The following is a 22,178-nucleotide window of genomic DNA, read 5'->3' as shown; positions in this document are numbered from 1 at the left end:
TCCGCCGCTACGTCATCTGGCGAAACCGCCACGCCGACGACCGGCGCCTACGCGCCGTCGTCGACAGGGCAAACGTTGCCTGACGCGGCACTAGCAACTTGGAGGGCCTCTGGCCTGGGAACTAGCGACTAGCAAGGGATAGGCGAAACCCCGGCATCCGACCGGAAATCGGGGCTTCGGGGCTCATCACAACGCGCTAGCCGGGCAGGAAACCAGGTTTCTCCTGTCCCAGCGTCCGCGGGTTGGCGAGGTCGCCCTGCGCAGCCTCTTCCAGCGCCTTCAACAAGGGGCCAGTGTCTCCCCGATAGACGAGGTGGGGCTCGTCTGGCTGCGGCGGCACGAAGCGCGCGCGGTAGCGGGTCAGATCGCTCTCGGAGAAGTAGATCGAGTTCGGATCCGCTTCGTGCCTTGCGTTCCGCCTACTCACGCGCTCCCAGAGCTCCTCGTGACTTGCCTCCAGGTACACCAGCACCGAGGCAGCGCCGGCATCCGTCGCAGCACCGTGCCACCGAGCGCGGTCATCCGGGGTCCAGAAGCCGTGGTCGACCACCACGTTGTCCCCGGCGCGGAGGTGCGCCTGAAGCTCTACCGAGATCTCTTCGAGGATCGGGCGCTCAAGGGTCGGGAAGGTGCCTCGGGGGAAATCCACGCCGTACACGCCGTGCCGACGGAACATCTCCTCATCAGGGCAGAGCCTGACGAAGCCGCGGTCCGTCAGCGCGCGGGACAGGGTGGTCTTCCCTGAGCCCGGCAGTCCAGCCATCAGCACGCAGAGCGGCCGGACCGCCCCGTCGGCGGCCGTCACTGGGTGACTTCCGATTCCGTCTGCCAGGTCCGTCCCGGGCTGCCGAGGTCGACTCCGTACTCCACGACGTCGCCCGTGCTGTTGACGAACTTGGCCATCATCACGACTACCGGCTCACGCGGGGGCTTGGCGCTGTCCAGCTCCAGAAGTTCCGCGTCCTCCGACGTCAGCAGCCGCGCCGCCACGGTGTCAATCCGGTGGGTGATCGGCTTGCCGGTGATCTGCGCGATGAGCTGGAGCGACGTTCCGCCGGTCAGCCGCTCGCTCATCGCAAGCTGCGGAATCGCCTTCCCGAACTGAGCAGGGATCCATGAGGTCGAGTGGGCGACGATGCCGTGCCGGTCGCGATAGACACGGCGCCGCCGGATCACCTCCGAGCCGGGCTTGATGTCCAGCGCCTGAGCGACGTCCGCCGGCGCCGACACCACCGATGCTTCGTGGGAGTCGGACCGTTCTCCGGCCCCCCAGCTCGACCCGCTGTGGCGTCCCCGGTCCTGGCGCTGAGAGCCTGAGGACATCGGCGCGGGACGGTCCAAGACCTCGGTGCCGATTCCGTGGATGCCCCTGACGAGCCCGTCGCTGCGCAGCTTCCTCAGCGCCTTCTCGGCGGTCGCCGAGCTGACGCTCCACTCCTGCGCGAGGTTCTTGATGCTCGGCAGCAGTTCGCCCGGCTGGAGCTGCCCCGATGCGATCAGCTCCGTGTAGTGGGCGGCGATCTGCGCGTACGGCGCCCGGTTGTCGGCCTGGTCCGGCATCCCGTCAACTCCCCTGTCTCAATCGGCTACTTCCCTAGCGTACCGCTTGACACCCTAGGGTGCCCTAGGGAACCTTAGGGATGTGCCTGCCGATCGATCCGATCGGAGGCCGCAAGGCCCTGTCATGGGGTGCTGTTGGATGCAAAATCCCTGGCCAGAGGCCCAGGGCGAAGCAGGGAGCGGCTCCCTACCGCCAAGCAGTCAGCCGCTCCCCGACCCTTGAAGGGGTGGATCCATCATGCCTGGAACTGTCGTAAAGCGTAGGAGTCGGATCTCTGGAACTGCCACGGGCAGCGGCCCCGGGGGGCGACGCTTGGAGAACGGCGAGATCATTCCGCTGACGGCCGAGCAGTCCGAACGGCTCGGGGTGTTGTTCGATGCCTACGGGGACCGTTTGGTGCGGTTCGCCTACTCCCGGCTGTGCGGTACCCGGATGGGGAACGGCGAGGCTTGGGCACTGGCAGAGGACGTCGTTCAGTCCATGTGGGTGCGGGTGGCCCGCAGCGGAGCGACGGATGTGCTGGGGCACCCGGAGTGGTCCGAGACGGAGATCCGCAAGGTCCTGTTCGTCCGGGTGAAGCGCGAGATTGCGGAGCACTTCGCGCTGATGCGGTCTTCGGAGACGGTGGTGGACTGGACGGAGCCCGCCACGTGCAACACGCTGTGCCCGCTGCTGCCCAACCAGTGCGCCTGGGTTGACCTGCCCGACTACCTGGCCAGGATGGTGGCCGCGCTTCCGGAGCGAGAGCGGGAAGCGCTGCTGCTGAAGCTGGACGGCATGCCCCACACGGCGATGGGCGAGCGGCTGGGATGCAGCGCGTCCACTGCTGACCGGCTGGCGAAAACGGCGATCCTGCTGCTCCAGATCGACAACCCCGAGCTGACCTGCTCCCCGGTGGCCGTGGAGTCGCTGCCGGAGTGGGAGCAGCGCGCGCTGGCGGCACGGAGCGCGGCGCAGCGGGAGGTTCTCCTGCGACTGGACGACGTTGCCCGGGGTGCGCTGCTCCTGAGCGAAGAGGTGCCCACGCGGGACATCGCCAAGAAGCTGGGGGTCAGCCGGGAGCGGGTCATGGGAGCGACCGTGTGCGCCCCCGTGCTGCGCGCTCTGGGTGCCGAGGACATGGAGCGGGCGGCATGAGGAACCGGCAGCCGCTCAACTCCGCACGCCGACGGCAACGCAAGGAACAGCTGGCCCGCCGCGACGGGCAGCGGTGCGCCTACTGCGCGCGCCCGTTCGCCTCGCTGCGGGAGGCGACGCTTGATCACGTCGTGCCGGTGTCGGTGCTACGGACGTGGTCGGCCGGCCACCTCGTGCTGGCCTGCCCGCCGTGCAATCACGCCAAGGCCGACCGCTTCCCCCTGCTGATCGCTCTGCTGCTGATCGGGTCGGTGGACGGGGTGGACGCCCCGGCCGTCCACCCCGGCGTCCACCCGACTTCCACCCTCGACCAGTCGACCCCGTCGGATGGGGAGAGTCCGCTGGTCGAGTCGGGTGGAAGTCGGGTGGATCGGGTCGGTGTTCACCGGTCGACCACGCTGTTCACGCTGGGCTTTTTGCGGGTCCTGGCGCGGCTGGCTCTGGCCCGGCAGTCGGCCGACCGGACGGCCTTCGAGTCGGGTGGACGGTCGGGTGTTCACCAGCGCGTTCACCGTGTTCACGAGCACCCCCGCACGGCCGTCCACCCCAGGTCACGAGCCGATCGATCGACCCGCACCCGACTGTGCTCCGACCCCCACGGCCCCGCCCACACCCCGCGAAAGGAGTCTGCGTGAACACCACGGTGAACACCGTGAACGGCCACGCCAAGACCACCGATCCTCAGCCCCCGACCGGCCCGCAGAAGGCCAACCGATCGACCCCGCCCGACCGGGGAGCTGGGGAGGGGAAGAAGCCTTCGGCCGCGTCCAGGCTCGTCGCTCTGGCCCGTGAGGGGTACACGTTCGTCACCTCGACCGACGGCCGCCCGTACGCGGTCGCGATCGACGGGCCGAACATCGCGCTCCCCCTGCGTGGCCGGGCCGGACTGCGTCAGCGTCTCGCCCGCAAGTACGCCGACACCTACGACGGCGATGTGGCCTCACAGTCCGCGCTGGCGGACGCCATGATGGTCTTGGAGGGAGTCGCCGAGAAGGACGACCCCGCGCCTGTGGACCTGCGGGTGGGAGGCGGCCCGAACGGCATCGTCGTTGACCTGGGCAGCGCGGACGGCCGGGCGGTGACCGTGTCGGCCGGCGGCTGGCACATCGTGGACCGCTCCCCGATCCTGTTCCGCCGATCCGGCGCCATGGCGCCCATGCCCGCCCCGGTCCTGGACGGCGACGGCCTGGCCAAGCTCCACGCCCTGCTGAACATGGACGCGCCCACCTTCCACCAGCTCGTCGGCTGGCTCATCGCGGCCTGGATCCCCTACATCCCGCACCCGGTGATCACCTTCAAGGGCGAGCAGGGCACGGGGAAGTCGAAGACGGCTCAGATGGTCGTCAACCTCATCGCCCCTTCCCCCGCGAGCAAGCGGAGCCAGCCCCGGGACGTCAAGGCGTGGTCGGCTCAGGCCTTCAACTCCTGGGCCCTGTGCCTGGACAACATCAGCACCATCCCGCCCTGGCTGTCCGACACCCTGTGCAAGGCCGTGACCGGCGACGGGATCGTGGACCGCGCGCTCTACACCGACGACGACGTGGTCGTGCTCTCCTTCCGGCGGGTCCTCGCCATGACCACCATCGACGCCGGAGCCCTGGCCGGGGACCTCGCAGAGCGGCTCCTCATGCTGGACCTGCAGCTCATCGAAGAGGACCAGCGCCGCACCGAAGAGGAACTCGACGCCGCCTTCGAGGCAGTCCGCCCCGCCGTCCTGGGCGCCCTGTTCGATCTCCTGGCGGCCGTCCTCGCCGTCCTGCCCGGCATCAAGTTGGACTCCATGCCCCGCATGGCCGACTTCGCCCGCGTCCTCGCCGCCGTCGACCAGGTCCAGGAGTGGCACACCCTCGACTCCTACCTCGCCACCTCAGCCAACGTCGCCGGAGACGCACTCGAAGGCGACCCCTTCGGCACAGCCGTGGCCACCCTCGTGGAGGAGTGCGGGACCTGGAGCGGCACCGCCGCCCAGCTCCTGGAGCAACTCCCGCTCCCCGGAGGGTTCCGGCCGCAGGGCTGGCCCAAGGACGCCACCCGGGCCAGCGGGCGCATCAAACGGCTCGCCCCGCTCCTGCGGTCCATCGGGGTGGCCGTGGACGACACGCAACGTAGCCAGGACCGGCACCGCCACCGCCTACTCGTCCTCTCCCAGATCGACCCCGCCCCACCCGCAGCGTCCACACCCCCGCAAGACCCGCTCTGGCCCGACGTGGCATCACTCGGACAAGGCCGCACCATCCCTGAACAGCATTGACACCGCCGGATCACCACCGGACCGGGCCGCGCACCAGCGGCCCGGGCACGTCAGCCCCTGCGGACGCTAGCCCCCGCCGGCGTCCGCAGCGTCCACACCAGCGTCCACACAGCAAACCGCGCCCAACCTGCACGGATAGAGAGCCTGCGGACGCTGGGGCGCTATGGACGCTGCGATACAGCAACTCTCTAGGACCGCGACCGCACCGACCCTCAGCACCCCTGCCACGGACACGAGGAGTCACCCCGCCCATGCCTGCCAACAGCCCGGACACCGACCCCCGCGCGATCCTCCGCGCCGGACTCCCCGACCGGTACCTGACCCCCGAAGGCCTCGCCTCCATGCTCGTCGTCCCCATCGAGACCATCTACGGCTGGCGCAAGAAGCGCACCGGCCCGCCCGGATTCCGCGTCGGCCGACACATCCGCTACGACCCCGCCGCCGTCCAGGCCTGGATCCACGAACAGGCCACCCGCGACGCTGCCTGACGACCTCGACATCCTCCACGCAGAGCTACTGCCTACTGCCTACTGCCCGGTGGGCAGTAGGCAGTAGAACCCCTTCGGCAGCCACCCCACCGCCCCTGAACAGGCCTGTAGGCAGTAGGCAGTAGGCACTAGCCGGTGGGCAGTAGGCAGTAGCTCCCCGTCACAGCGTCCGAGAGGGCGCCACCGGTAGAGCCACCCCTCTACCCCGGTAGAGGGGGCGGTAGCGGCCCCTGACCAGCCGGGTAGCGCCGGTAAAGGGGTCCCGCCCCCACCCCTCGAAAACCCAGGGAAGCACCAGGGAGGCAGGGAGAACTCCCTGACCGCCTCCCTGGACCGCCTCCCTCCACCTGAACTGCGCAGACAGCCCTTCAGGGAGGCAGGGAGGCACCCCGCCAACCAGCCCCAGAACCCCCGCAGAGAGCCCGCCGGTCACCCCCGTCCGGCCTCCCTGAGCACCAGCCACGACCCGATCCACCTACTCGAAGGAACCCCTCGACATGGCCGGCAGCATCCAAGACCGTTGGTTCAGGACCGAGACCGACGGCAACGGCAAGACCACCCGAGTGAAGACCGAGCGCCACGGCACCGGCATGCGCTACAGGGCGCGCTACTTCGCCCCCGACGGAAAGCGGAAGTCCAAGTCCTTCGAGGACGGGCAGAAGCGCCTCGCCGAGCAGTGGCTCAGCACCATCAGCGCCGACGTCGCGCGCGGCCAGTACATCGACCCGAACGCGACCCGGACATCCTTCAAGGAGTTCGCGGAGAAGTGGCTGGCGAGCCAGAGCGGTGACCCGAACACCCGCGCGTCGATGACGTCTCAGCTCAAGCTGCACGCCTTCCCCCGCATCGGGGACCGGCCGCTGGGCTCCTTCCAGCCGAGCCATATCCGCGAGTTCGTGACCCAGCTCGAAGCCTCCGGGATGTCCGGCTCGTACGCCCGCGTCATCTTCTCCAACGTGCGTGCCGTCCTCAGCGCGGCCGTCGAGGACGGCTGCCTGCCCCGGAACCCCTGCAACTCGCGCACAGTCGCGCTCCCGGAGATGGGCGCACGACGCGTGGTCCCCTGGCAGCCGGAACGGGTCTTCGCCGTGCGGGGCGCCCTCGTCGAGCGGTTCCAGCCCATGGTGGATGTGGGCGCTGGCTGCGGGCTGCGGCAGGGCGAGATCCTGGGGCTGTCCGTCGAGGAACTCGACTTCGCCAACGGCACGCTCCACGTCGTCCAACAGCTCAAGCAGAGCCTGAGCGTCCCCGTGTTCGCCCCGCCGAAGGGCGGCAAGCTGCGCGACGTGCCGCTGCCGGACCCCGTGGCGGACGCGCTCAAGGCGCACATGAAGCTGTTCCCGCCCGTGGAGATCACGCTGCCGTGGATGCGCGCCGGCGGCCCGCCCGTCACGAAGCGCCTGATCTTCACCGGCCCGCAGGGCGGGCACCTGTGGCGCACGTCGGTGAACGAGGACCACTGGAAGCCCGCGCTCGCCAAGGTCGGCGTCATCCCGGCGGCTAAGAGCCGTGAACACGCCGCTGCGCGGGAGCACGGCATGCACGCGCTGAGGCACTTCTACGCGTCCGTGCTGCTGGACGTGGGAGAGAGCATCAAGGCCGTGAGCGAGTACCTGGGGCACTCGGATCCGGGGCTCACCCTGAAGGTCTACGCCCACCTGATGCCGAGCAGCCGGGACCGCGCTCGCGAGGCTCTCGGCAGGGCTCTACGGCCGGACGGTCCCCCACGCTGAGGGCCCACAGCGGGCCCAGGGCAAACGAATGCCCCTGATCTGCGCCGTGTGCGCAGGTCAGGGGCATGATCGCTTTACCTACTTCTTCTTGCCCTGGTTCTTGACCGCCTCGATCGCCGCCGCCGCGGCAGCCGGGTCGAGGTAGGTGCCTCCCGGCTTGAGGGGCTTGAACTCGGCGTCCAGCTCGTAGGCGAGCGGGATGCCGGTCGGGATGTTCAGGCCGGCGATGTCCTCGTCGGAGACGCCGTCCAGGTGCTTGACCAGCGCGCGCAGGGAGTTGCCGTGCGCGGCGACCAAGACCGTGCGGCCGGCGAGCAGGTCCGGGACGATGCCGTCGTACCAGTACGGGAGCATGCGGACGACGACGTCCTTCAGGCACTCCGTCTTGGGGCGCAGCTCCGGCGGGATCGTCGCGTAGCGCGGGTCCTCGGACTGCGAGTACTCCGTGCCGTCCTCGAGGGCCGGCGGCGGGGTGTCGTACGAGCGGCGCCACAGCATGAACTGCTCCTCGCCGAACTCGGCGAGGGTCTGGGCCTTGTCCTTGCCCTGGAGGGCGCCGTAGTGACGCTCGTTCAGGCGCCAGGAGCGGTGGACCGGGATCCAGTGGCGGTCGGCTGCCTCAAGCGCCATCTGCGCGGTGCGGATCGCGCGCTTCTGGAGCGAGGTGTGCACGACGTCGGGGAGCAGGCCGGCGTCCTTGAGCAGCTCACCGCCGCGGACCGCCTCCTTCTCGCCCTTCTCGTTGAGATTGACGTCCACCCAGCCGGTGAACAGGTTCTTCGCGTTCCACTCGCTCTCGCCGTGACGGAGGAGGATCAGCTTGTACGGTGCGTCGGCCATGCGTACGAGCCTAATGGACGCGCCGGGCGCCCCGCGCGCGGTGCTCAGCCCCGTCGATTGACGCGGCGCGTCAATTCACTGGCGCCGACCGGCCCCCGCTCGTAATGTGCCCGGAGTAGGAGAGACGCTTACATTACCGGGGGGATTCTCTATGTCCGTTGCCAGTCTGAGACGGGCGGCCCGGGAGAGCGTGTCAGGGCTGCCGCGCGAGTTCTGGTGGCTGTGGACGAGCACCCTGGTGAACAGGCTCGGGGCCTTCGTCGCCACATTCATGACCTTGTACCTGACGATGGACCGGGGCTACTCGGCCTCCTTCGCGGGACTCGTGGTCGCCCTCCACGGCCTCGGCGGCGTGATCTCCTCGCTGGTCGCGGGCGTGATGACCGACCGGCTGGGGCGCCGGCCCACGCTGATGGCGGCGCAGGCGTCGACGGCCCTGTCGGTGGCGCTGCTCGGCTTCATGGAGCACCCGGCGGCGATCGCAGCCGTGGCGCTGCTGGTCGGCATGACCTCGAACGCCTCGCGGCCCGCCGTGCAGGCGATGATGGCCGACATCGTGCGGCCCGAGGACCGGGTACGGGCCTTCGCGCTCAACTACTGGGCCATCAACCTCGGCTTCGCCGTCTCCGCCACGGCGGCCGGCTTCGTCGCCGAGTACAGCTACCTCGCCGGCTTCCTGGGCGAGGCGGTGCTGACGCTGGTGTGCGCGGTGCTCGTGTACGTCAAGCTCCCCGAGTCCCGGCCCGACAAGAGCGCCGCCGCGGCGGCCGCGGACGCGGCGATCGGGCTGGGCACGGTGCTGCGCGACGGACGCTTCATGGGGGTCGTCGGGCTGTCGTTCCTGATCTCGCTGATCTTCATGCAGGGGTCGTTCGGGCTGCCGCTGGCCATGGGCGCGGCCGGCTTCTCCACCGGGGACTACGGCCTGGTCATCGCCGTGAACGGCGTGCTGATCGTGCTGTTGCAGATCCCGGTCACCCGCTTCATCGAGCACCGCGACCCGCAGAGGCTGCTGGTGCTCTCGGCGCTGCTCGCGGGGTACGGGTTCGGGCTCACCGCCTTCGGCGGTTCCCTGGGGGTCATCGCGCTGACCGTCTGCGTCTGGACGCTCGCCGAGATCATCAACTCGCCGACGCAGATGGGCCTGGTCGTACGGCTCTCCCCGCTGCACGGGCGCGGCCGCTACCAGGGCATGTACACGATGTCGTGGGCGGTGGCCTCGCTGGTCGCACCGCTGCTGGCGGGCTGGGTCATCGACCGGTTCGGCGCGGAGTGGCTGTGGGGTACGACGGCGGTCCTGGGGACGGTGGCGGGGCTCGGGTACTGGGTGCTGATGCGGAACCTTCCGGCCGTGCCCGCCGCCGGCGGGCCCGCCACCGAGGAGTCCGCTGCCGAGGAGTCCGCTGCCGAGGACTCCGCCCCTGAGGAGCCCCCCGCGGAGTCCGCTCCCGGATCCCGATCCGGATCCCGATCCGGATCCGACGACCCCGCCGGGCTGCCGCTGCCCGGGCCGGCCGTGTCGCCCGCGCCCTCCTCCGCGTAGGACCGCGGTACCGGGGGCCCGGCGTTACGACGGGCGGGTCAGGTGCTTGAACGCGTCGAGGTTGTGGGTGGGCTCGCCGCGCGAGACGCGCCAGTCGTACTCGCGGCGGATGGCGCTGGCGAAACCCAGCTCCAGCAGGGTGTTGAAGGCACCGTCCGCCCCCTCCAGCACCGTGCCCAGCAGGCGGTCCAGCTCCTCCGGGGTGACCACGGAGAGGGGGAGCCGGCCCGTCAGGTAGATGTCGCCGAGGCGGTCGACCGCGTACCCGAGCCCGTAGAGCTTGAGGTTGCGCTCCAGCAGCCAGCGGTGGACCGCCGGCTCGTTCTCGTCGGGGTGACGGATCACGAAGGCGTTGACCGACAGCGAGTGCCGGCCGATCCGGAGCGAGCAGGTGGTGCTCAGCTTGCGGGTGCCGGGGAGCTGGACGACGTACGAGCCCGGTGACGGGCTCTCCCACGACAGTCCGGCCTCGGTCAGCGTGCTCTCGACGATCGCGGCGGTGTCAGCCATGGTGGGAGCGTACGCGACGGCGATGATCATGCATGGCCGCGGTGTAGACGTCCGCCGTGCCGCTCGCGGCCGTGTCCCAGCCGAAGAACTGCGCGTGCCGCGCGGCCTCCGCACCCATCCGGTCGGCGAGCCCGGGCTCGTCCACGAAGCGGCGCAGCTGCCGGGCGTAGTCCACCGGGTCGTGCCCGGGGACGAGGATGCCCGTGACCCCGTCGTTGACGGCGACGGGCAGCCCGCCGACCGCGGCGGCCAGGACCGGGGTGCCGGCCGCCTGCGCCTCGATGGCGACGAGCCCGAAGGACTCGCTGTACGAGGGCATGACCAGCACGGACGCGGCGCGGAACCAGTCGGCGAGCTGGTCCTGCCCGACCGGCGGGTGGAAGTGGACCAGGTCGGCTATGCCCAGCCGGGCGGCGAGCTTCTGCAGGCCCTCCGGCTTGGCGAGGCCGCTGCCGCTGGGCCCGCCGACGACGGGGACGTGCAGGCGGCGGCGGAGCGAGGGGTCCCGGTCGACGAGCTCGGCGACGGCCCGCAGCAGGATGTCGGGGGCCTTCAGCGGCTGGATGCGGCCGGCGAACAGGGGTATTACGGCGTCCTGCGGCAGCCCGAGGCGGGCGCGGGCGGCGGCCCGGCCGTCGCCGACGGTGAAGCGGTCGAGGTTCACGCCGGGGTGGACGACGGCCACCTTGCCGGGGTCCGCCTCGTAGTGGCGTACGAGCTCGTCGGCCTCCTCGGCGGTGTTCGCGATGAGGCGGTCGGCGGCGGCGACGATCTGGGTCTCGCCGATGACGCGGGCGGCGGGCTCGGGCGTGTCGCCCTCGGCCAGCGCCGCGTTCTTGACCTTGGCCATGGTGTGCATGGCGTGGACGAGCGGGACGCCCCACCGCTCGGCGGCGAGCCAGCCGACGTGGCCGGAGAGCCAGTAGTGGGAGTGGACGAGATCGTAGTAGCCGGGGCGGTGCCCGGCCCAGGCCTGCATGACGCCGTGGGTGAAGGCGCACAGCTGGGCCGGGAGCTCCTCCTTGGCGAGGCCTTCGTACGGGCCCGCGTCGACGTGGCGCACCAGCACGCCGGGCGCGAGGTCGACGACGGGCGGGAGGCCGCCGGTGGTGGCCCGGGTGAAGATCTCGACCTCTATGTTGATCGCGGCGAGGCGCTTGGCCAGCTCGACGATGTACACGTTCATCCCGCCGGCGTCGCCGGTGCCGGGCTGGTGCAGCGGCGAGGTGTGCACGCTGAGCATGGCCACGCGGCGCGGCTTGCGGTGGTGGCCCACGGCCGGCAGGCGCAGCCGCGGGGGCTCGTGGCGGGTGGCGCGCGCGGCGGCGAGGCGGCCGCTGATGCTGCCGCCGAGACGGGACACGTACTGGCTCAAGGGAGCAGTTCCTCTCGCTCTGACGATGCTCGGACGGACGGCGCGGCGGGAGCGCCCCGGGGCGCGCTCTCGGCGTTGGCACCGCGCTGTGTCGACGCTGGACGGCATGACCGCAGGGCTCGGACGGCATGACGGCAGGAGCGCGGTCGGCGCCCTGCACCGAGTGCAACCCGAACGGCCGTCCCCCGCATTCCGGGGAGCGGGGACTTTCCGCTTCGGTTTGCCGGATTTTTATCCTGCGCGTGCGCTCCGCTTACGCTCGGCCCATGACCTCCCGCACCACCCCGCCCCCTTCCGCGGGCCGATCCGACCGCTCCGACCGCCCGGTCCGCTCCGAGCGCCCGGGCCGCCCGGTGGGCGCGGTGACGCGCGGGACGACCAACCCGAACCGGTTGCGCCGGATGGACCGCTGGATCGCCGCGACGCACGGAGCAGCGCTGCGGCGCGCCGGGGCGCCGGTCGCCGTCGACCTCGGGTACGGGGCCGCGCCCTGGACGGCGGTGGAGCTGATGGCGCGGCTGCGGGAGGCGGCGCCGCGCGTGCGCGTGGTCGGCATCGAGATCGAACCGGCGCGGGTCGCGGCGGCGAAGCCGTACGAGCGGGAGGGCCTCGGCTTCCGGCACGGCGGCTTCGAGGTGCCGCTGGACGGCGGGGAGCGCCCCATGCTGATCCGCGCGGCGAACGTGCTGCGCCAGTACGACGAGGACCAGGTCGCGCAGGTATGGGCGCGGCTGTGCGGGCGGCTGGCGCCGGACGGGCTGCTGGTGGAGGGGACCTGCGACGAGATCGGGCGGCGGCACGTGTGGGTCGCGCTGGGTCCGGAGGGGGCGCGCACGGTGACGTTCGCGACCCGGCTGGGCTCCCTGGAGCGCCCCTCGGACCTGGCGGAGCGGCTGCCGAAGGCGCTGATCCACCGGAACGTGCCGGGCGAGCCGGTGCACGCGTTCCTCCGCGACTTCGACCGGGCGTGGGCGGCGGCGGCCCCGTACGCCTCGTACGGGGCGCGGCAGCGCTGGATCCGGACGGCGCGGGCCCTGGCGGCGGACTGGCCGCTGGCGGACGGGCCGGGGCGCTGGCGGCAGGGGGAACTGACGGTGCGCTGGGAGGCGTTGCGGCCCCTGGCGTGAGGTTGCGCCCCCCTGGGGTGAGGTGGGACGGACGGGGAACCGGGAGCGCGGGCGGCCCGTTGAGCCGTCAGGGGCGGGGAATTCGGCGGGCGGTGGGCTCGAGGGCCGCTCGGCGGTGCTGCGGCCGTGCTCTTGCCGTGCTGCGGCCGTGCTCCTGCCCTGCTCCTGCCGTGCTCGCGGCGTTCCTATGGCTTTCCTGTGGCTTTCCCGTGTCGTTGCGTCGGACGGGCGGGTCCGGCGGTTATCCACAAGGGTGTTGGAATTCACCGACTCGTGGCACCATCCCGAAGGCAGTGAAAAGTTACTGATGAATAGTCAGATCTGATACGGGATCCGACTCGGGTGCCTGGGGGGACCATGGTGGCCGTAAGGCGACGGCGCGGCGCAAACACACTCGTCATGCTCTGTGCGATGGCGATAGTGACGGCCCCCGGTCTCGCGGCAGGGGTGGCGCACGCGGCGCCGGCGGCTCCCGCGGCGCCGGCCGCACCCGCCGCCCCGGCGGCGCCGACTCCCCAGCCCGGTACCAAGTCCCTGGAGCAGGTGCGCAAGGAGATAGAGGAGCTGTACCGCCAGGCCGGCAGCGCCACGGACGCCTTCAACCTGGCCGAGTCCGAGACCAACGCCCAGTCCGAGAAGATCGTCGAGATCGCCAACCTCGTCGTCGCCGGGCAGAACCGCATCACCGCCCTGAAGGGCCGTGCGGGCGCCGCCGCCCGCGCCCAGTACCGCTCGGGCGGCCTGCCGGCGGGCGCGGAGCTGGCGCTCAGCGAGAACCCGAGCCAGTACCTCGACGGCGCGGGCCGGCTGCGGCAGGGCGAGAAGGCCGCTTCCGACCTCCTGTCCGAACTCGACCGTACGCAGGCCGACTTGCGGCAGTACGCGACGGACGCGGCGGCGCACTGGGTGACGCTGGAGGCCAACCGCGTCAAGCAGGAGACCGCGAAGAAGCGGGTCGAGGAGAAGATCAGGGCAGCGGAGGAGCTGGAGAACAAGCTGGAGGCCGAGGAGAAGGCCCGGCTGATCCAGCTGGAGCAGGAAGCCCAGTACAAGGCGCAGACGGCGTGGCTGTCCACGGGCGCGATGAAGGACGTCAAGGGCACGGCGACGGATGCGGGGAAGCGGGCGGTCCAGTTCGCCACCGCCCAGATCGGCAAGCCGTACATCTGGGGCGCGGTCGGCCCGGACTCGTTCGACTGCTCCGGCCTGACCTCCAAGGCGTGGCTGGCGGCGGGCAAGGGCATCCCGCGCACCTCTCAGGAGCAGCTGCGGCTGCTGCCGAAGGTCGCGCTCAAGGACATGCGGCCGGGCGACCTGATCATCTACTTCGACGACGCGAGCCACATCGGGATGTACGTCGGCGACGGCGCGATGGTCCACGCCCCGCGGCCGGGCCGGCACGTGACGATGGCGGGGGCGGGCTCGATGCCGATCAAGGCGGTCGTCCGCCCCGACGCGTAGGCGCTGCCCCGCGACGCCGGGATGCCGGGTGGCCGGGCCGGCCGGGCGGTCGTCTCGGCCACCCGGGGGTTCCGGCGCCCGGGGGTTCCGGGTACCCCGGCGCTCCGGCCACCCGGCGGTCCCGGGTACCGGCGGTTCCGGCCACCCGGCGGTTCCGGAGCGCGGTGGCGCCGGTCACTCCGGCCGCCCGGCAGCTCCGGCCGCCCGGCGATTCCGGCGGCTCCCGCCCCCGTGGCAAAGGACACAGCCCCCGTTCGAGGCGGCCGCGTCCTCGCCGCGGCGCCGTCGGATCAGCCCGGATCGCACGCCGCGGCCACGGGAACGGGCATACGGGGAGGTGGGATCGGCCGCCGAGGCAACCAACCCGCCGTCCGCGGCGTCTCGCTTCACGGGACGGACCCCGGGCCGCCGTGACATTGGTCATCCAGTGAGGCCGATTTTCCCCCGCGATAACGGCATATGACGGAGGTCCCGGCCGGGACCGGCATTCCGCTCCCCGGTCCCGGACCGCTAGGGTCTGCCGGACGAGCGCACCCTCGGGGGGAGGGAAGGAACCGGAGACGATGCCCGTACCCGTACCGCGGCAGAGGGACACCCCGGCCGCGGAGAGCGGTCAGGCCGTTCTGCACACCGCCGCACGGCCTGCAGCCGCACCCACCACGCTGGTCACCGCACCGGTGGTCCCGCTGACGGCCCCGCCGGTCACCCCGCTGACCCTCCTGGTCATCCAGGACGACCCCGCGGGCGGCCTCACCGTCCCCGAGGTCCTCGACGCCGACGGCCACCGCATCCGGCTCCGCACCGCCCGCAACCTCACCGAGGCCGCGCGCCTGCTCACCCCCGACGTGCACTGCATCCTGCTGGACCTGTCGCTGCCCGCACCGGGCTCCGCCGACGACGACCTGGCCGCGCTCCGCCAGGTCCTCGGACTCGCGCCCCACCACGCCGTCATCGTCCTCACCTCCGAGACCGACGCCGAGCGGGCGGCCGAAGCCGTACGCGTCGGCGCCCAGGACTTCCTCTTCCGGGACGAGCTGGACGGCCGGCTGCTGAGCCGCGCCATCCGGTACGCCGTGGAGAGAAAACGGGCAGACATCGCCCAGTACAAGCTCGCAGAATCGAAACTGCGCGCCCAGGAGAACGCCCGCCTGGAGCGCGGCCTGCTCCCCAACCCCCTGCTGGAGGGCTCCGACCTCCGCTTCGCCGCCCGCTACCGCCCCGGCCGCAGCCGGGCGCTCCTCGGCGGCGACTTCTACGACACCGTCCGCACCCCCGACGGCACCGTCCACGCCATGATCGGCGACGTCTGCGGCCACGGCCCCGACGAAGCCGCCCTCGGCGTCGAGCTGCGGATCGCCTGGCGGGCACTGACCCTGGCCGGCCTGTGCGGCGACGACCTGCTCGCCACCCTCCAGAAGGTCCTGGAGGTCGAACGCCCCTGCGACGAGATCTTCGCGACGCTGTGCACCGTGGACATCGCCCCGGACGGCCGCCGCGCGGGCCTGTGCCTCGCCGGCCACCCGGCGCCGCTGATATCCCGGCCGGGCCGCCCCGCCCGGCTGCTCCCGTACGAGAACAGCGGGCCGGCGCTCGGCCTGCTGCCCCGGGCCCGCTGGCCGCGCCGCCAGGTCGAGCTCGGCGGCGCCTGGAGCCTGATGCTGTACACCGACGGCCTCATCGAGGGCCGGATCGGCGAGGGCCGGGAACGCCTCGGCCAGGACGGCATGGTCGAGATGATCAACCGGCACCTGGACGACGGCCTGACCGGCGAAGCCCTGCTGGAGGCCTCCGTCACCGAGGCCCGGCGCCTCAACGGCGGCGAACTCACGGACGACGTGGCCGTGGTCCTGCTGTCCCGCGCCGGCGGCTGAGCCGACCGGCCCGGCCGGCCCGCGTCGCCGCCACGCGTCAGCGGCCCGTGTCAGCGCCTTGCGTCAGCGGCCGCCGTTGTAGGGCCCGTACGGCCCGTCGCTGCTGCTGCCGCCCCGGCGCCGGCCTCCGCCCGAGACCTGCTTGAGGGCCGGGCGCACGTCGACGAAGAAGACGATGGTCGCGACCAGTCCCGCGATCTGCAGGAACAGCATGCCCAGGAAGAAGTCCACGAGCACGGTGACGCCGAGGAGGACCATCCAGAAGGTCTTGCTCTGCTTCTCCGCGGCGCGATAGGCGTCCTCACGGGCCACCAGCGCCATGACGAAGGCCACGACGGCGAGCACCAGCATGGCCAGTCCCAGCAACGGGACCACACCTTGATCGAACCCGTCCATCAACCACATCGCGATGACCGCTTTCTCCCGCTCCGCACGCCGGACGACGTCTGCCTCCACGCTACCGGCAGTGGTTCCTCCATGGAGAGCACAACGGGCCGGACACCCGTCAAAGTGCCCGGCCCGCCACGTGTCGTGCGGTTCAGCTCGCGTCGCCCTGGGCGGCGGTCTTCTTCGCGGTGCTCTTGCGCGCCGCGGGCTTCTTCGCGGCGGGCTTCTCCCCGCCGGCGGCCACCCCGGCGGCGACCGGCTCGGTGACGACCGTCTCGGTGACGGCGGTCCCGGACGCGGCCTCCGGCGCGGGCTCGACGGCCACGGCGATGTCGACGATCTCGTCGGAGACCTCGCCGCGCCAGGTCCGGACGGCCTGCTCGCCGTGCTCGGCGACCTTGTCGTACGTCTCCTTGGCGCGCACCGCGTACTCGGCGGCCACACCGACACCGCGCAGCGCCAGGTCCTGGGCGGTCTCGCCGAACTTCTTCGGGTCGATCGCGCCGAACACCTCGGCGACCTTCGCGGAGACCGCCTCCTGCGCCTCCTTGGCCGCGCCCCGGGCCTTCTCCTGCACGGCCTTCGGGTCGGTGTTCTTGACCGCCTCGATGCGCGCGGGGGCCTCGGCGCGCAGCTGCTCGATGAGCCCCGGCACCTTCTTGGCCTGCTGCACGGCCAGGTCGGCCGTGCCGGCGGCGAAGTAGAGCGGGGTGGGGTCGGTGAGGGTCTTCTTCAGGTCATCGGCGATGGCCATGTGCGGGTCCTCCCGGATCCATGTCGGTTCGTCTTCTACGGCATCTCGTCGGCGGACGCGTCGGGCGCCCCGGCCGCAGCGGCCGTACCGGCCGTGTCGAGCGCGTTCTCCTTGCGGAAGGACTCGTAGATCTGGAGCAGCACCTGCTTCTGCCGCTCGTTGATGGACGGGTCGGCGAGGATGACGGCCCGCGTCTCCACCTCGTCCGGGTCCCGCTCGTCCAGGATCCCGGCCTGCACGTACAGCGTCTCCGCGGAGATCCGCAGCGCCTTGGCGAGCTGCTGGAGGATGTCCGCGGAGGGCTTGCGCAGCCCGCGCTCGATCTGGCTCAGGTACGGATTCGACACGCCCGCGGCCTCGGACAGCTGCCGCAGCGAGAGCTGGGCCTGCCGACGCTGCTCGCGGAGGTATTCGCCGAGGTTTCCGACGTTGAGCGATGCCATGCCCCGATCCTGCCCGAGCTTGCTAACTATTGCAAGCAGCCGCTTGCAACATCTAGCACCCGGGGCGGGACGGGGCACGGGGCCCGCCGTGGTGAACGATATGTCCGAGAACAGCAGCGGTGGCGCCGCCGCGCGCGGCCGGGCGCGTCCGTACGCACCTGCCGCGCCCACATCTCCAAGTTCGCCGCCCACCTGGGCGCCACCGACCCGCGCGCAGCTCGGCTACCGCATCGCCGGCTCACCGGAGTTCGCCCCGTCCTGAACGGTCCAGGCGGCTGACGGTCCTCAGGCGTCGGGAGACGGCCGCCCCGGGGCTTGGGCGATGGCCACCGTCGCGTACAGCTCCTCCGACGTCGCCGTGCGGACCTCCAGGCCCGCCGAGGACAGGGCCGCGGCCGTCCGCGGGGACTGGCGGGCGCTCGTCTCGATCAGGAGGTGTCCGCCGGGGGCCAGCCAGGGCAGGGCTCCCGCCGCGACCCGGCGGTGGACGTCCAGGCCGTCCGCGCCGCCGTCCAGGGAGACCAGCGGTTCGTGGTCCCGGGCCTCCGCCGGCATCAGCGCCACCTCCTCCGTCGGGACGTACGGGGCGTTCACCACCAGGACGTCCACCCGGCCCCGCAGCGACGCGGGCAGCGGCCCGTACAGGTCGCCCTCCCACACCGTCCCGCCGTACGGGGCCACGTTGCGCCGCGCGTACGCCAGCGCCGCCGGGTCGATGTCCGCCGCGTGCAGCTCCACCCCGCCCGGCACCCACGCCGCGACCGCCGCGCCCAGGGCGCCCACCCCGCAGCACAGGTCCAGCACCACGGCGCCGGGCCGGGCCAGCGCCACCGCCTCCCGCACCAGGAACTCGGTGCGCCGGCGCGGTACGAACGCCCCCGCCCCGACCTCCACGCGCAGTCCGCAGAACTCCGCCCAGCCCACCACGTGCTCGAGCGGTTCGCCCGCGACCCGGCGGGCCACCATGCCCGCCAGGTGGCCGTCGTCCCGCGCGGCCGAGACCAGCAGGTCGGCCTCCTCCTCGGCGAAGACGCAGCCCGCGGCGCGCAGCCGTTCCACAAGTGACGTCGAAAGCGTCAAGTACCTCAGTCCTCGGTCTTCGGTGTCCGGTCTTCGGTGTCCGGTGTCCGGTGTCCGGTCCCGGTCCCCGTCTCCAGCCTGCCCGGTCAGAAGACGTCCGGGCACCACGGCCGCCGCGCGGTGCGGAACACCGCGTCCGCCAGCGCGACCGCCCCGGGGCGCTCCTCCGCGATCCGACCGAGCTGGGCCAGGCGCACCGCGGACTCGTCGCCGAGGTACAGGGAGCCCAGCGCCGACACCTCCAGCCGCAGGTCCGCCGGATCCCCGGTGCGCTCGCACGCGCCCTTGGCCGCGTCCAGCCGGTAGCGGCCGTCCGCAAGGCCCGCCGCGTCCGTCACCTCCAGGACCAGCACCCCCGGTACGGCGTACGTCCGCGCGCCCAGCGCCCGTACGACGTCCAGCACCCGCACCCACAGGAAGTCGGCCGTGGTCACCAGCGCGGCCGCCCGCGGGTCGGGCAGCAGCTGCGCGACGAGGTCGTCGGGCGCCCGGAAGCCGGTGCGGACCTTGGCGACCCAGTCGATGGAGCACAGGAAGTGCCACAGCGCCCGCTCCGCGTCCGCGGTGACCGCGAGCAGCTGCTTGACCTGCACGGTGTTCTTCGGGAGCTTCGCATCCGTCCAGTGCCCGTCGGCGGCGTAGACGGCGAGGCCGGCCACCTCGCCCGCGGCCGTCCGGTACACGGCGTGGAACTGCTCCTTGTACGGGCGGTACGACATCTCCTCCGCGCCCGTCGCCAGGCTCCACCAGCGCGCGTCGCGGTCCACCGCGCCGTGGGTGGCCGCCCGCAGCCGCTCGTGCAGCCCGGGGCCGGTCCGGCGGGCCTCGGCGGCGTCCACCAGGTCGATGCGGCCGCCGTCGGCGGGCGCCGACCAGCGGGGGTCCAGCCCGGCCCGCGGTACGTCGATCTCCCATTCCGAGACGGACGCGGCGGGCCCGTACCCGTACCGCCCGTAGATCGGGTACTCGGCGGCGATCAGTGTCGACAGCACGTCGCCGCGGTCCCGGGCGGCGGTCAGCTCGGCGGCCATCATGCGGGTCAGCAGACCGCGGCGGCGGTGCGTGGGCAGCACGGTGACGTTGGTGACCGCGCTGGAGCCGACGGCCGCGCCGCCGGGCACGGTCAGCTCCTGCGGGAACGAGCGGAAGGTGGCCACGCAGCGGCCCGTGTCGGGGTCGAACGCCCCCTGGGTGCGCGCCAAGTCGCCGTGCCGGGCCCGCTGGGCGACGTCGGAGTCGCTCACCCCGGCGCTTTCCAGGAAGCCGGTGTTCACGGTCCGCAGCCAGTCGGGGAGGTCGGATGCGGCGATCGTCCGGACGTCAGCGCTCATGCCGGACCACGCTAATCGGCGCACCGGCCCGCGTCCCCCGAATTTCCGGGGCCGGAATGCCCGGCGGGCCCTGATGTCCGGGAGGGCCGGGATGCCCGGGCGGACCCCGATGTCCGGGCGGCCGGGCGGGACGCTCACGCCAGCAGGTCGTCCACCTGCGCCTCGCCCTCCCGGTATCTCCGGGTGATCTCGGCGCTGCAGTCGTCCGCGGTGCGCTGGAGCTGGTGCCGGCGCCGCGAGACCTGCTGCTCGTACCGGACCAGGCGGCCCAGCCCGTCGTGGAGTTCGCCGTCGGTACGGGCGCCCAGGTCCGAGAGCTCCACGTCGGAAAGCATCTCCGCCGCCAGCAGCCGGTACTCCTCGCCGTGCGGGGTGCCGAGCGTGACGTGCCGGGCGGAGGCGCTGCGGCTGGAGGGGGCGTCGGCGAGGATCTCCGAGAGCCGGTCCACCACCGGCGCCTCGGGGTCGGTACGCCGGGCGAGCTCGGCCCGCAGGATGTCGATGCGGCCCTGCAACAGCCGCCGCACGTAGCTCAGATCGGCCTCGTCGCGCTGCGCGTCGCGGCGCAGCGCGCGCAGTTCCGGCAGCCCGAGCGCGGTGTTCGGCGTCGGCGGGACCGCGTTCTCGGCGGTGCGCTGCGCGGGCGGTCGTACCGCGGCAGCGGAAATGGAAGCGGGTGAAGCAGGTACGGAGGTACCAGAAGGATTCATACGAACGGGTCCGTCCCCTCGACCGGTGCGGCGCACAGGCACCGCCTGCGTGCATCGTGCCACTCTCCGTGGCCCCGGTGCAGTCCCACTCCACCCGATCGGCCCCGGACGGGTGCACGCCTGGTACACAGGTGGTATGCGAGCAGTGGTGCAGAGGGTGGACGGCGCGAGCGTCGTCGTGGCCGGCGAGACCGTCGGGGAGATCGTCGGCGAGGGACTGTGCGTGCTGGTGGGGGTGACCCACGACGACACGCCGGAGAAGGCCGCGCTGCTGGCGCGCAAGCTCTGGTCCGTACGGATCCTGGAGGCGGAGAAGTCCTGCAGCGACGTGGACGCGCCGCTGCTGGTGATCTCCCAGTTCACGCTCTACGGGGACGCCCGCAAGGGCCGCCGCCCCACCTGGAACGCGGCCGCGCCCGGCCCGGTCGCCGAACCGCTGGTGGACGAGGTCGTGGCGCAGCTGCGGGCGCTGGGCGCGACGGTGGAGACGGGCCGCTTCGGCGCGGACATGCGGGTCTCGCTCACCAACCACGGCCCGTTCACCATCGTCATCGACATCTAGCGCGGCGGCGGCGTCACCCGGGCGCGACGACGCGACGGCGCTACGGCGCTACGACGACCTCCTGCGCGGCGGCCGTGCCGCCCACCAGCAGCGGCGCGTCCACCGGCACGTTCCGCTTGACCAGCGCGAGGGCGATGGGGCCGAGCTCGTGGTGGCGCACCGAGGTGGTCACGAAGCCGAGCTGGCGGCCCTCCTCGCCGTCGGCGGCGAGCCGGACCGGCGCGCCGTGCGCCGGGAGCAGCACCTCGGAGCCGTCCAGGTGCAGGAAGACCAGGCGGCGCGGGGGCTTCCCCAGGTTGTGGACGCGGGCGACCGTCTCCTGGCCGCGGTAGCAGCCCTTCTGGAGGTGCACGGCCGTGCCGATCCACCCCAGCTCGTGCGGGATGGTGCGGTGGTCGGTCTCCAGACCGAGCCGCGGCCGGTGCGCCTCGACGCGCAGGGCCTCGTAGGCGAGGAGTCCGGCGGCCGGGCCGTGGGAGAGGGCGAAGGACTCCAGCTCGGCGCGGGGCAGGAAGACGTCGCGGCCGTGGGCGGTCTCGCGTACGGCGTGCTCCTTGGCGACCTCGGCGATGGAGCCGGCGGGCAGGTGTACGACCGCGAACTCCTCGGTGCGGTCGGCGACTTCCACCCGGTAGAAGAACTTCATGGACTCCAGGTAGGCGATCAGCTCCGTCTGGGTGCCGGGCTCCACGTGTGCCCACGTGGTCTCGCCGTCGTCGACGAGGTAGAGCGCGTGCTCGATGTGGCCGTTGGCGGAGAGGATCAGGGCCTCGGTGGCCTGGCCGGCCGGCAGCTCGGTGAGGTGCTGGGTGAGCAGCAGGTGCAGCCAGCTGAGGCGCTCGGCCCCGGTCACGGTGACGACACCGCGGTGGGAGAGGTCGACGAAGCCGCGGCCGTCGGCGAGGGTCCGCTGTTCGCCGAACAGCTCGCCGTAGTGGGCGGCGACGCCCTCGTCGCGGCCTTCGGCCTGCACGGCGCCGGGGAGGTGGAGCAAGGGGCTGCTGGTCATGGGAC

At 72.2% G+C, this 22,178-nt stretch carries 22 protein-coding genes; 10 read left to right on the top strand and 12 right to left on the bottom strand.

Going from position 1 to position 22,178, the window contains the following annotated elements:
* Positions 1-196: 196 nt before the first annotated feature.
* Together ACFWTC_RS28345 and ACFWTC_RS28340 are read right to left on the bottom strand one after the other, a co-directional pair.
* Positions 197-805: an AAA family ATPase gene (locus ACFWTC_RS28345; RefSeq protein ID WP_384029045.1), complete on the bottom strand. Its 609-nt coding sequence runs from the start codon at positions 803-805 to the stop codon at positions 197-199.
* Positions 802-1,560, bottom strand: coding sequence for a GntR family transcriptional regulator (locus ACFWTC_RS28340; protein ID WP_384029043.1), 759 nt, complete (start codon positions 1,558-1,560; stop codon positions 802-804). Before ACFWTC_RS28340 ends, ACFWTC_RS28345 begins: the two co-directional genes overlap by 4 nt.
* A 313-nt stretch (positions 1,561-1,873) precedes the next feature.
* Here ACFWTC_RS28340 and ACFWTC_RS28335 point away from each other — a divergent pair, with 313 nt between their 5' ends.
* The 5 genes from ACFWTC_RS28335 to ACFWTC_RS28315 all read left to right on the top strand — a co-directional run bounded on the left by ACFWTC_RS28335 (position 1,874) and on the right by ACFWTC_RS28315 (position 7,170).
* On the top strand, positions 1,874-2,698 hold the full coding sequence (locus ACFWTC_RS28335; RefSeq protein WP_384029041.1) for a sigma-70 family RNA polymerase sigma factor: 825 nt from the start codon (positions 1,874-1,876) through the stop codon (positions 2,696-2,698).
* Positions 2,695-3,333, top strand: coding sequence for an HNH endonuclease (locus ACFWTC_RS28330; RefSeq protein WP_384029039.1), 639 nt, complete (start codon positions 2,695-2,697; stop codon positions 3,331-3,333). The genes ACFWTC_RS28335 and ACFWTC_RS28330 overlap by 4 nt, the downstream gene beginning before the upstream one ends.
* Positions 3,330-4,949 (top strand): ATP-binding protein, encoded by a 1,620-nt coding sequence (locus ACFWTC_RS28325; protein ID WP_384029037.1) that lies wholly within the window; start codon positions 3,330-3,332, stop codon positions 4,947-4,949. The genes ACFWTC_RS28330 and ACFWTC_RS28325 overlap by 4 nt, the downstream gene beginning before the upstream one ends.
* 251 nt (positions 4,950-5,200) lie before the next feature.
* Entirely contained in the window at positions 5,201-5,437 is a 237-nt protein-coding gene (locus ACFWTC_RS28320; protein WP_384029035.1) for a helix-turn-helix transcriptional regulator, read from the top strand.
* 497 nt (positions 5,438-5,934) lie between these two features.
* Complete coding sequence (locus ACFWTC_RS28315; protein WP_384029033.1) at positions 5,935-7,170, top strand: tyrosine-type recombinase/integrase; 1,236 nt, start codon at positions 5,935-5,937, stop codon at positions 7,168-7,170.
* A 78-nt stretch (positions 7,171-7,248) separates the two neighbouring features.
* Here the strand turns inward: ACFWTC_RS28315 and ACFWTC_RS28310 are convergent, their stop codons facing one another.
* A complete protein-coding gene (locus ACFWTC_RS28310; RefSeq protein WP_383918357.1) occupies positions 7,249-8,010 on the bottom strand; it encodes a phosphoglyceromutase in 762 nt (253 codons plus the stop codon).
* Positions 8,011-8,161: 151 nt separating this feature from the next.
* Between ACFWTC_RS28310 and ACFWTC_RS28305 the strand changes: the two genes are divergently transcribed.
* Complete coding sequence (locus ACFWTC_RS28305) at positions 8,162-9,553, top strand: MDR family MFS transporter (protein ID WP_383918354.1); 1,392 nt, start codon at positions 8,162-8,164, stop codon at positions 9,551-9,553.
* 24 nt (positions 9,554-9,577) lie between these two features.
* Here ACFWTC_RS28305 and ACFWTC_RS28300 read toward each other — a convergent pair whose 3' ends face one another.
* Positions 9,578-10,063: a YbjN domain-containing protein gene (locus ACFWTC_RS28300; RefSeq protein ID WP_383918351.1), complete on the bottom strand. Its 486-nt coding sequence runs from the start codon at positions 10,061-10,063 to the stop codon at positions 9,578-9,580.
* On the bottom strand, positions 10,056-11,438 hold the full coding sequence (gene mshA, locus ACFWTC_RS28295; RefSeq protein WP_383918349.1) for a D-inositol-3-phosphate glycosyltransferase: 1,383 nt from the start codon (positions 11,436-11,438) through the stop codon (positions 10,056-10,058). Before mshA ends, ACFWTC_RS28300 begins: the two co-directional genes overlap by 8 nt.
* A gap of 401 nt (positions 11,439-11,839) precedes the next feature.
* On the opposite strand from mshA, the gene ACFWTC_RS28290 reads away from it, so the two are divergent.
* The 3 genes from ACFWTC_RS28290 to ACFWTC_RS28280 all read left to right on the top strand — a co-directional run bounded on the left by ACFWTC_RS28290 (position 11,840) and on the right by ACFWTC_RS28280 (position 15,897).
* Positions 11,840-12,565, top strand: coding sequence for a class I SAM-dependent methyltransferase (locus ACFWTC_RS28290; RefSeq protein ID WP_383918419.1), 726 nt, complete (start codon positions 11,840-11,842; stop codon positions 12,563-12,565).
* Between the two features lie 411 nt (positions 12,566-12,976).
* On the top strand, positions 12,977-14,026 hold the full coding sequence (locus tag ACFWTC_RS28285; protein ID WP_384029031.1) for an NlpC/P60 family protein: 1,050 nt from the start codon (positions 12,977-12,979) through the stop codon (positions 14,024-14,026).
* Between the two features lie 563 nt (positions 14,027-14,589).
* On the top strand, positions 14,590-15,897 hold the full coding sequence (locus tag ACFWTC_RS28280) for a PP2C family protein-serine/threonine phosphatase (RefSeq protein ID WP_383918343.1): 1,308 nt from the start codon (positions 14,590-14,592) through the stop codon (positions 15,895-15,897).
* Positions 15,898-15,960: 63 nt separating this feature from the next.
* Here the strand turns inward: ACFWTC_RS28280 and ACFWTC_RS28275 are convergent, their stop codons facing one another.
* From ACFWTC_RS28275 to ACFWTC_RS28250, 6 genes are all read right to left on the bottom strand, one after another.
* Positions 15,961-16,302 (bottom strand): DUF2516 family protein, encoded by a 342-nt coding sequence (locus ACFWTC_RS28275; protein ID WP_383918416.1) that lies wholly within the window; start codon positions 16,300-16,302, stop codon positions 15,961-15,963.
* Between the two features lie 133 nt (positions 16,303-16,435).
* Positions 16,436-17,038 (bottom strand): hypothetical protein, encoded by a 603-nt coding sequence (locus tag ACFWTC_RS28270; RefSeq protein WP_383918340.1) that lies wholly within the window; start codon positions 17,036-17,038, stop codon positions 16,436-16,438.
* A gap of 35 nt (positions 17,039-17,073) precedes the next feature.
* Positions 17,074-17,481 carry a helix-turn-helix domain-containing protein gene (locus ACFWTC_RS28265; RefSeq protein ID WP_383918337.1) on the bottom strand — a complete coding sequence of 136 codons (408 nt, stop codon included), beginning with the start codon at positions 17,479-17,481 and terminating at the stop codon, positions 17,074-17,076.
* Positions 17,482-17,766: 285 nt separating this feature from the next.
* Entirely contained in the window at positions 17,767-18,561 is a 795-nt protein-coding gene (locus tag ACFWTC_RS28260; protein ID WP_383918313.1) for a putative protein N(5)-glutamine methyltransferase, read from the bottom strand.
* Between the two features lie 86 nt (positions 18,562-18,647).
* On the bottom strand, positions 18,648-19,892 hold the full coding sequence (locus ACFWTC_RS28255) for a GNAT family N-acetyltransferase (protein ID WP_384029029.1): 1,245 nt from the start codon (positions 19,890-19,892) through the stop codon (positions 18,648-18,650).
* A gap of 134 nt (positions 19,893-20,026) precedes the next feature.
* Complete coding sequence (locus tag ACFWTC_RS28250) at positions 20,027-20,602, bottom strand: AmfC protein (RefSeq protein ID WP_383918307.1); 576 nt, start codon at positions 20,600-20,602, stop codon at positions 20,027-20,029.
* A gap of 136 nt (positions 20,603-20,738) precedes the next feature.
* Here ACFWTC_RS28250 and dtd point away from each other — a divergent pair, with 136 nt between their 5' ends.
* A complete protein-coding gene (dtd, locus tag ACFWTC_RS28245; RefSeq protein WP_328299532.1) occupies positions 20,739-21,164 on the top strand; it encodes a D-aminoacyl-tRNA deacylase in 426 nt (141 codons plus the stop codon).
* A gap of 40 nt (positions 21,165-21,204) precedes the next feature.
* Here dtd and ACFWTC_RS28240 read toward each other — a convergent pair whose 3' ends face one another.
* Complete coding sequence (locus ACFWTC_RS28240) at positions 21,205-22,173, bottom strand: YgfZ/GcvT domain-containing protein (RefSeq protein ID WP_383918304.1); 969 nt, start codon at positions 22,171-22,173, stop codon at positions 21,205-21,207.
* Between the last annotated feature and the right edge of the window lie 5 nt (positions 22,174-22,178).

The sequence above is a fragment of the Streptomyces sp. NPDC058619 genome (assembly GCF_042717785.1).
Classification (GTDB): domain Bacteria; phylum Actinomycetota; class Actinomycetes; order Streptomycetales; family Streptomycetaceae; genus Streptomyces.
Note: the sequence above shows the minus strand (reverse complement) of the source record. Positions and strands in the feature narration are given on the sequence as shown.

Coding starts and splice junctions, on each gene's coding strand:
- ACFWTC_RS28305 (WP_383918354.1), top strand. CDS start 8,162: ATGTCCGTTGCCAGTCTGAGACGGGCGGCCCGGGAGAGCGTGTCAGGG.
- ACFWTC_RS28290 (WP_383918419.1), top strand. CDS start 11,840: ATGGACCGCTGGATCGCCGCGACGCACGGAGCAGCGCTGCGGCGCGCC.
- ACFWTC_RS28255 (WP_384029029.1), bottom strand. CDS start 19,892: ATGAGCGCTGACGTCCGGACGATCGCCGCATCCGACCTCCCCGACTGG.
- ACFWTC_RS28270 (WP_383918340.1), bottom strand. CDS start 17,038: ATGGCCATCGCCGATGACCTGAAGAAGACCCTCACCGACCCCACCCCG.
- ACFWTC_RS28315 (WP_384029033.1), top strand. CDS start 5,935: ATGGCCGGCAGCATCCAAGACCGTTGGTTCAGGACCGAGACCGACGGC.
- ACFWTC_RS28250 (WP_383918307.1), bottom strand. CDS start 20,602: ATGAATCCTTCTGGTACCTCCGTACCTGCTTCACCCGCTTCCATTTCC.
- ACFWTC_RS28320 (WP_384029035.1), top strand. CDS start 5,201: ATGCCTGCCAACAGCCCGGACACCGACCCCCGCGCGATCCTCCGCGCC.
- ACFWTC_RS28300 (WP_383918351.1), bottom strand. CDS start 10,063: ATGGCTGACACCGCCGCGATCGTCGAGAGCACGCTGACCGAGGCCGGA.
- ACFWTC_RS28280 (WP_383918343.1), top strand. CDS start 14,590: ATGCCCGTACCCGTACCGCGGCAGAGGGACACCCCGGCCGCGGAGAGC.
- ACFWTC_RS28240 (WP_383918304.1), bottom strand. CDS start 22,173: ATGACCAGCAGCCCCTTGCTCCACCTCCCCGGCGCCGTGCAGGCCGAA.
- ACFWTC_RS28265 (WP_383918337.1), bottom strand. CDS start 17,481: ATGGCATCGCTCAACGTCGGAAACCTCGGCGAATACCTCCGCGAGCAG.
- ACFWTC_RS28285 (WP_384029031.1), top strand. CDS start 12,977: ATGGCGATAGTGACGGCCCCCGGTCTCGCGGCAGGGGTGGCGCACGCG.
- dtd (WP_328299532.1), top strand. CDS start 20,739: ATGCGAGCAGTGGTGCAGAGGGTGGACGGCGCGAGCGTCGTCGTGGCC.
- ACFWTC_RS28330 (WP_384029039.1), top strand. CDS start 2,695: ATGAGGAACCGGCAGCCGCTCAACTCCGCACGCCGACGGCAACGCAAG.
- ACFWTC_RS28275 (WP_383918416.1), bottom strand. CDS start 16,302: ATGTGGTTGATGGACGGGTTCGATCAAGGTGTGGTCCCGTTGCTGGGA.
- ACFWTC_RS28310 (WP_383918357.1), bottom strand. CDS start 8,010: ATGGCCGACGCACCGTACAAGCTGATCCTCCTCCGTCACGGCGAGAGC.
- ACFWTC_RS28340 (WP_384029043.1), bottom strand. CDS start 1,560: ATGCCGGACCAGGCCGACAACCGGGCGCCGTACGCGCAGATCGCCGCC.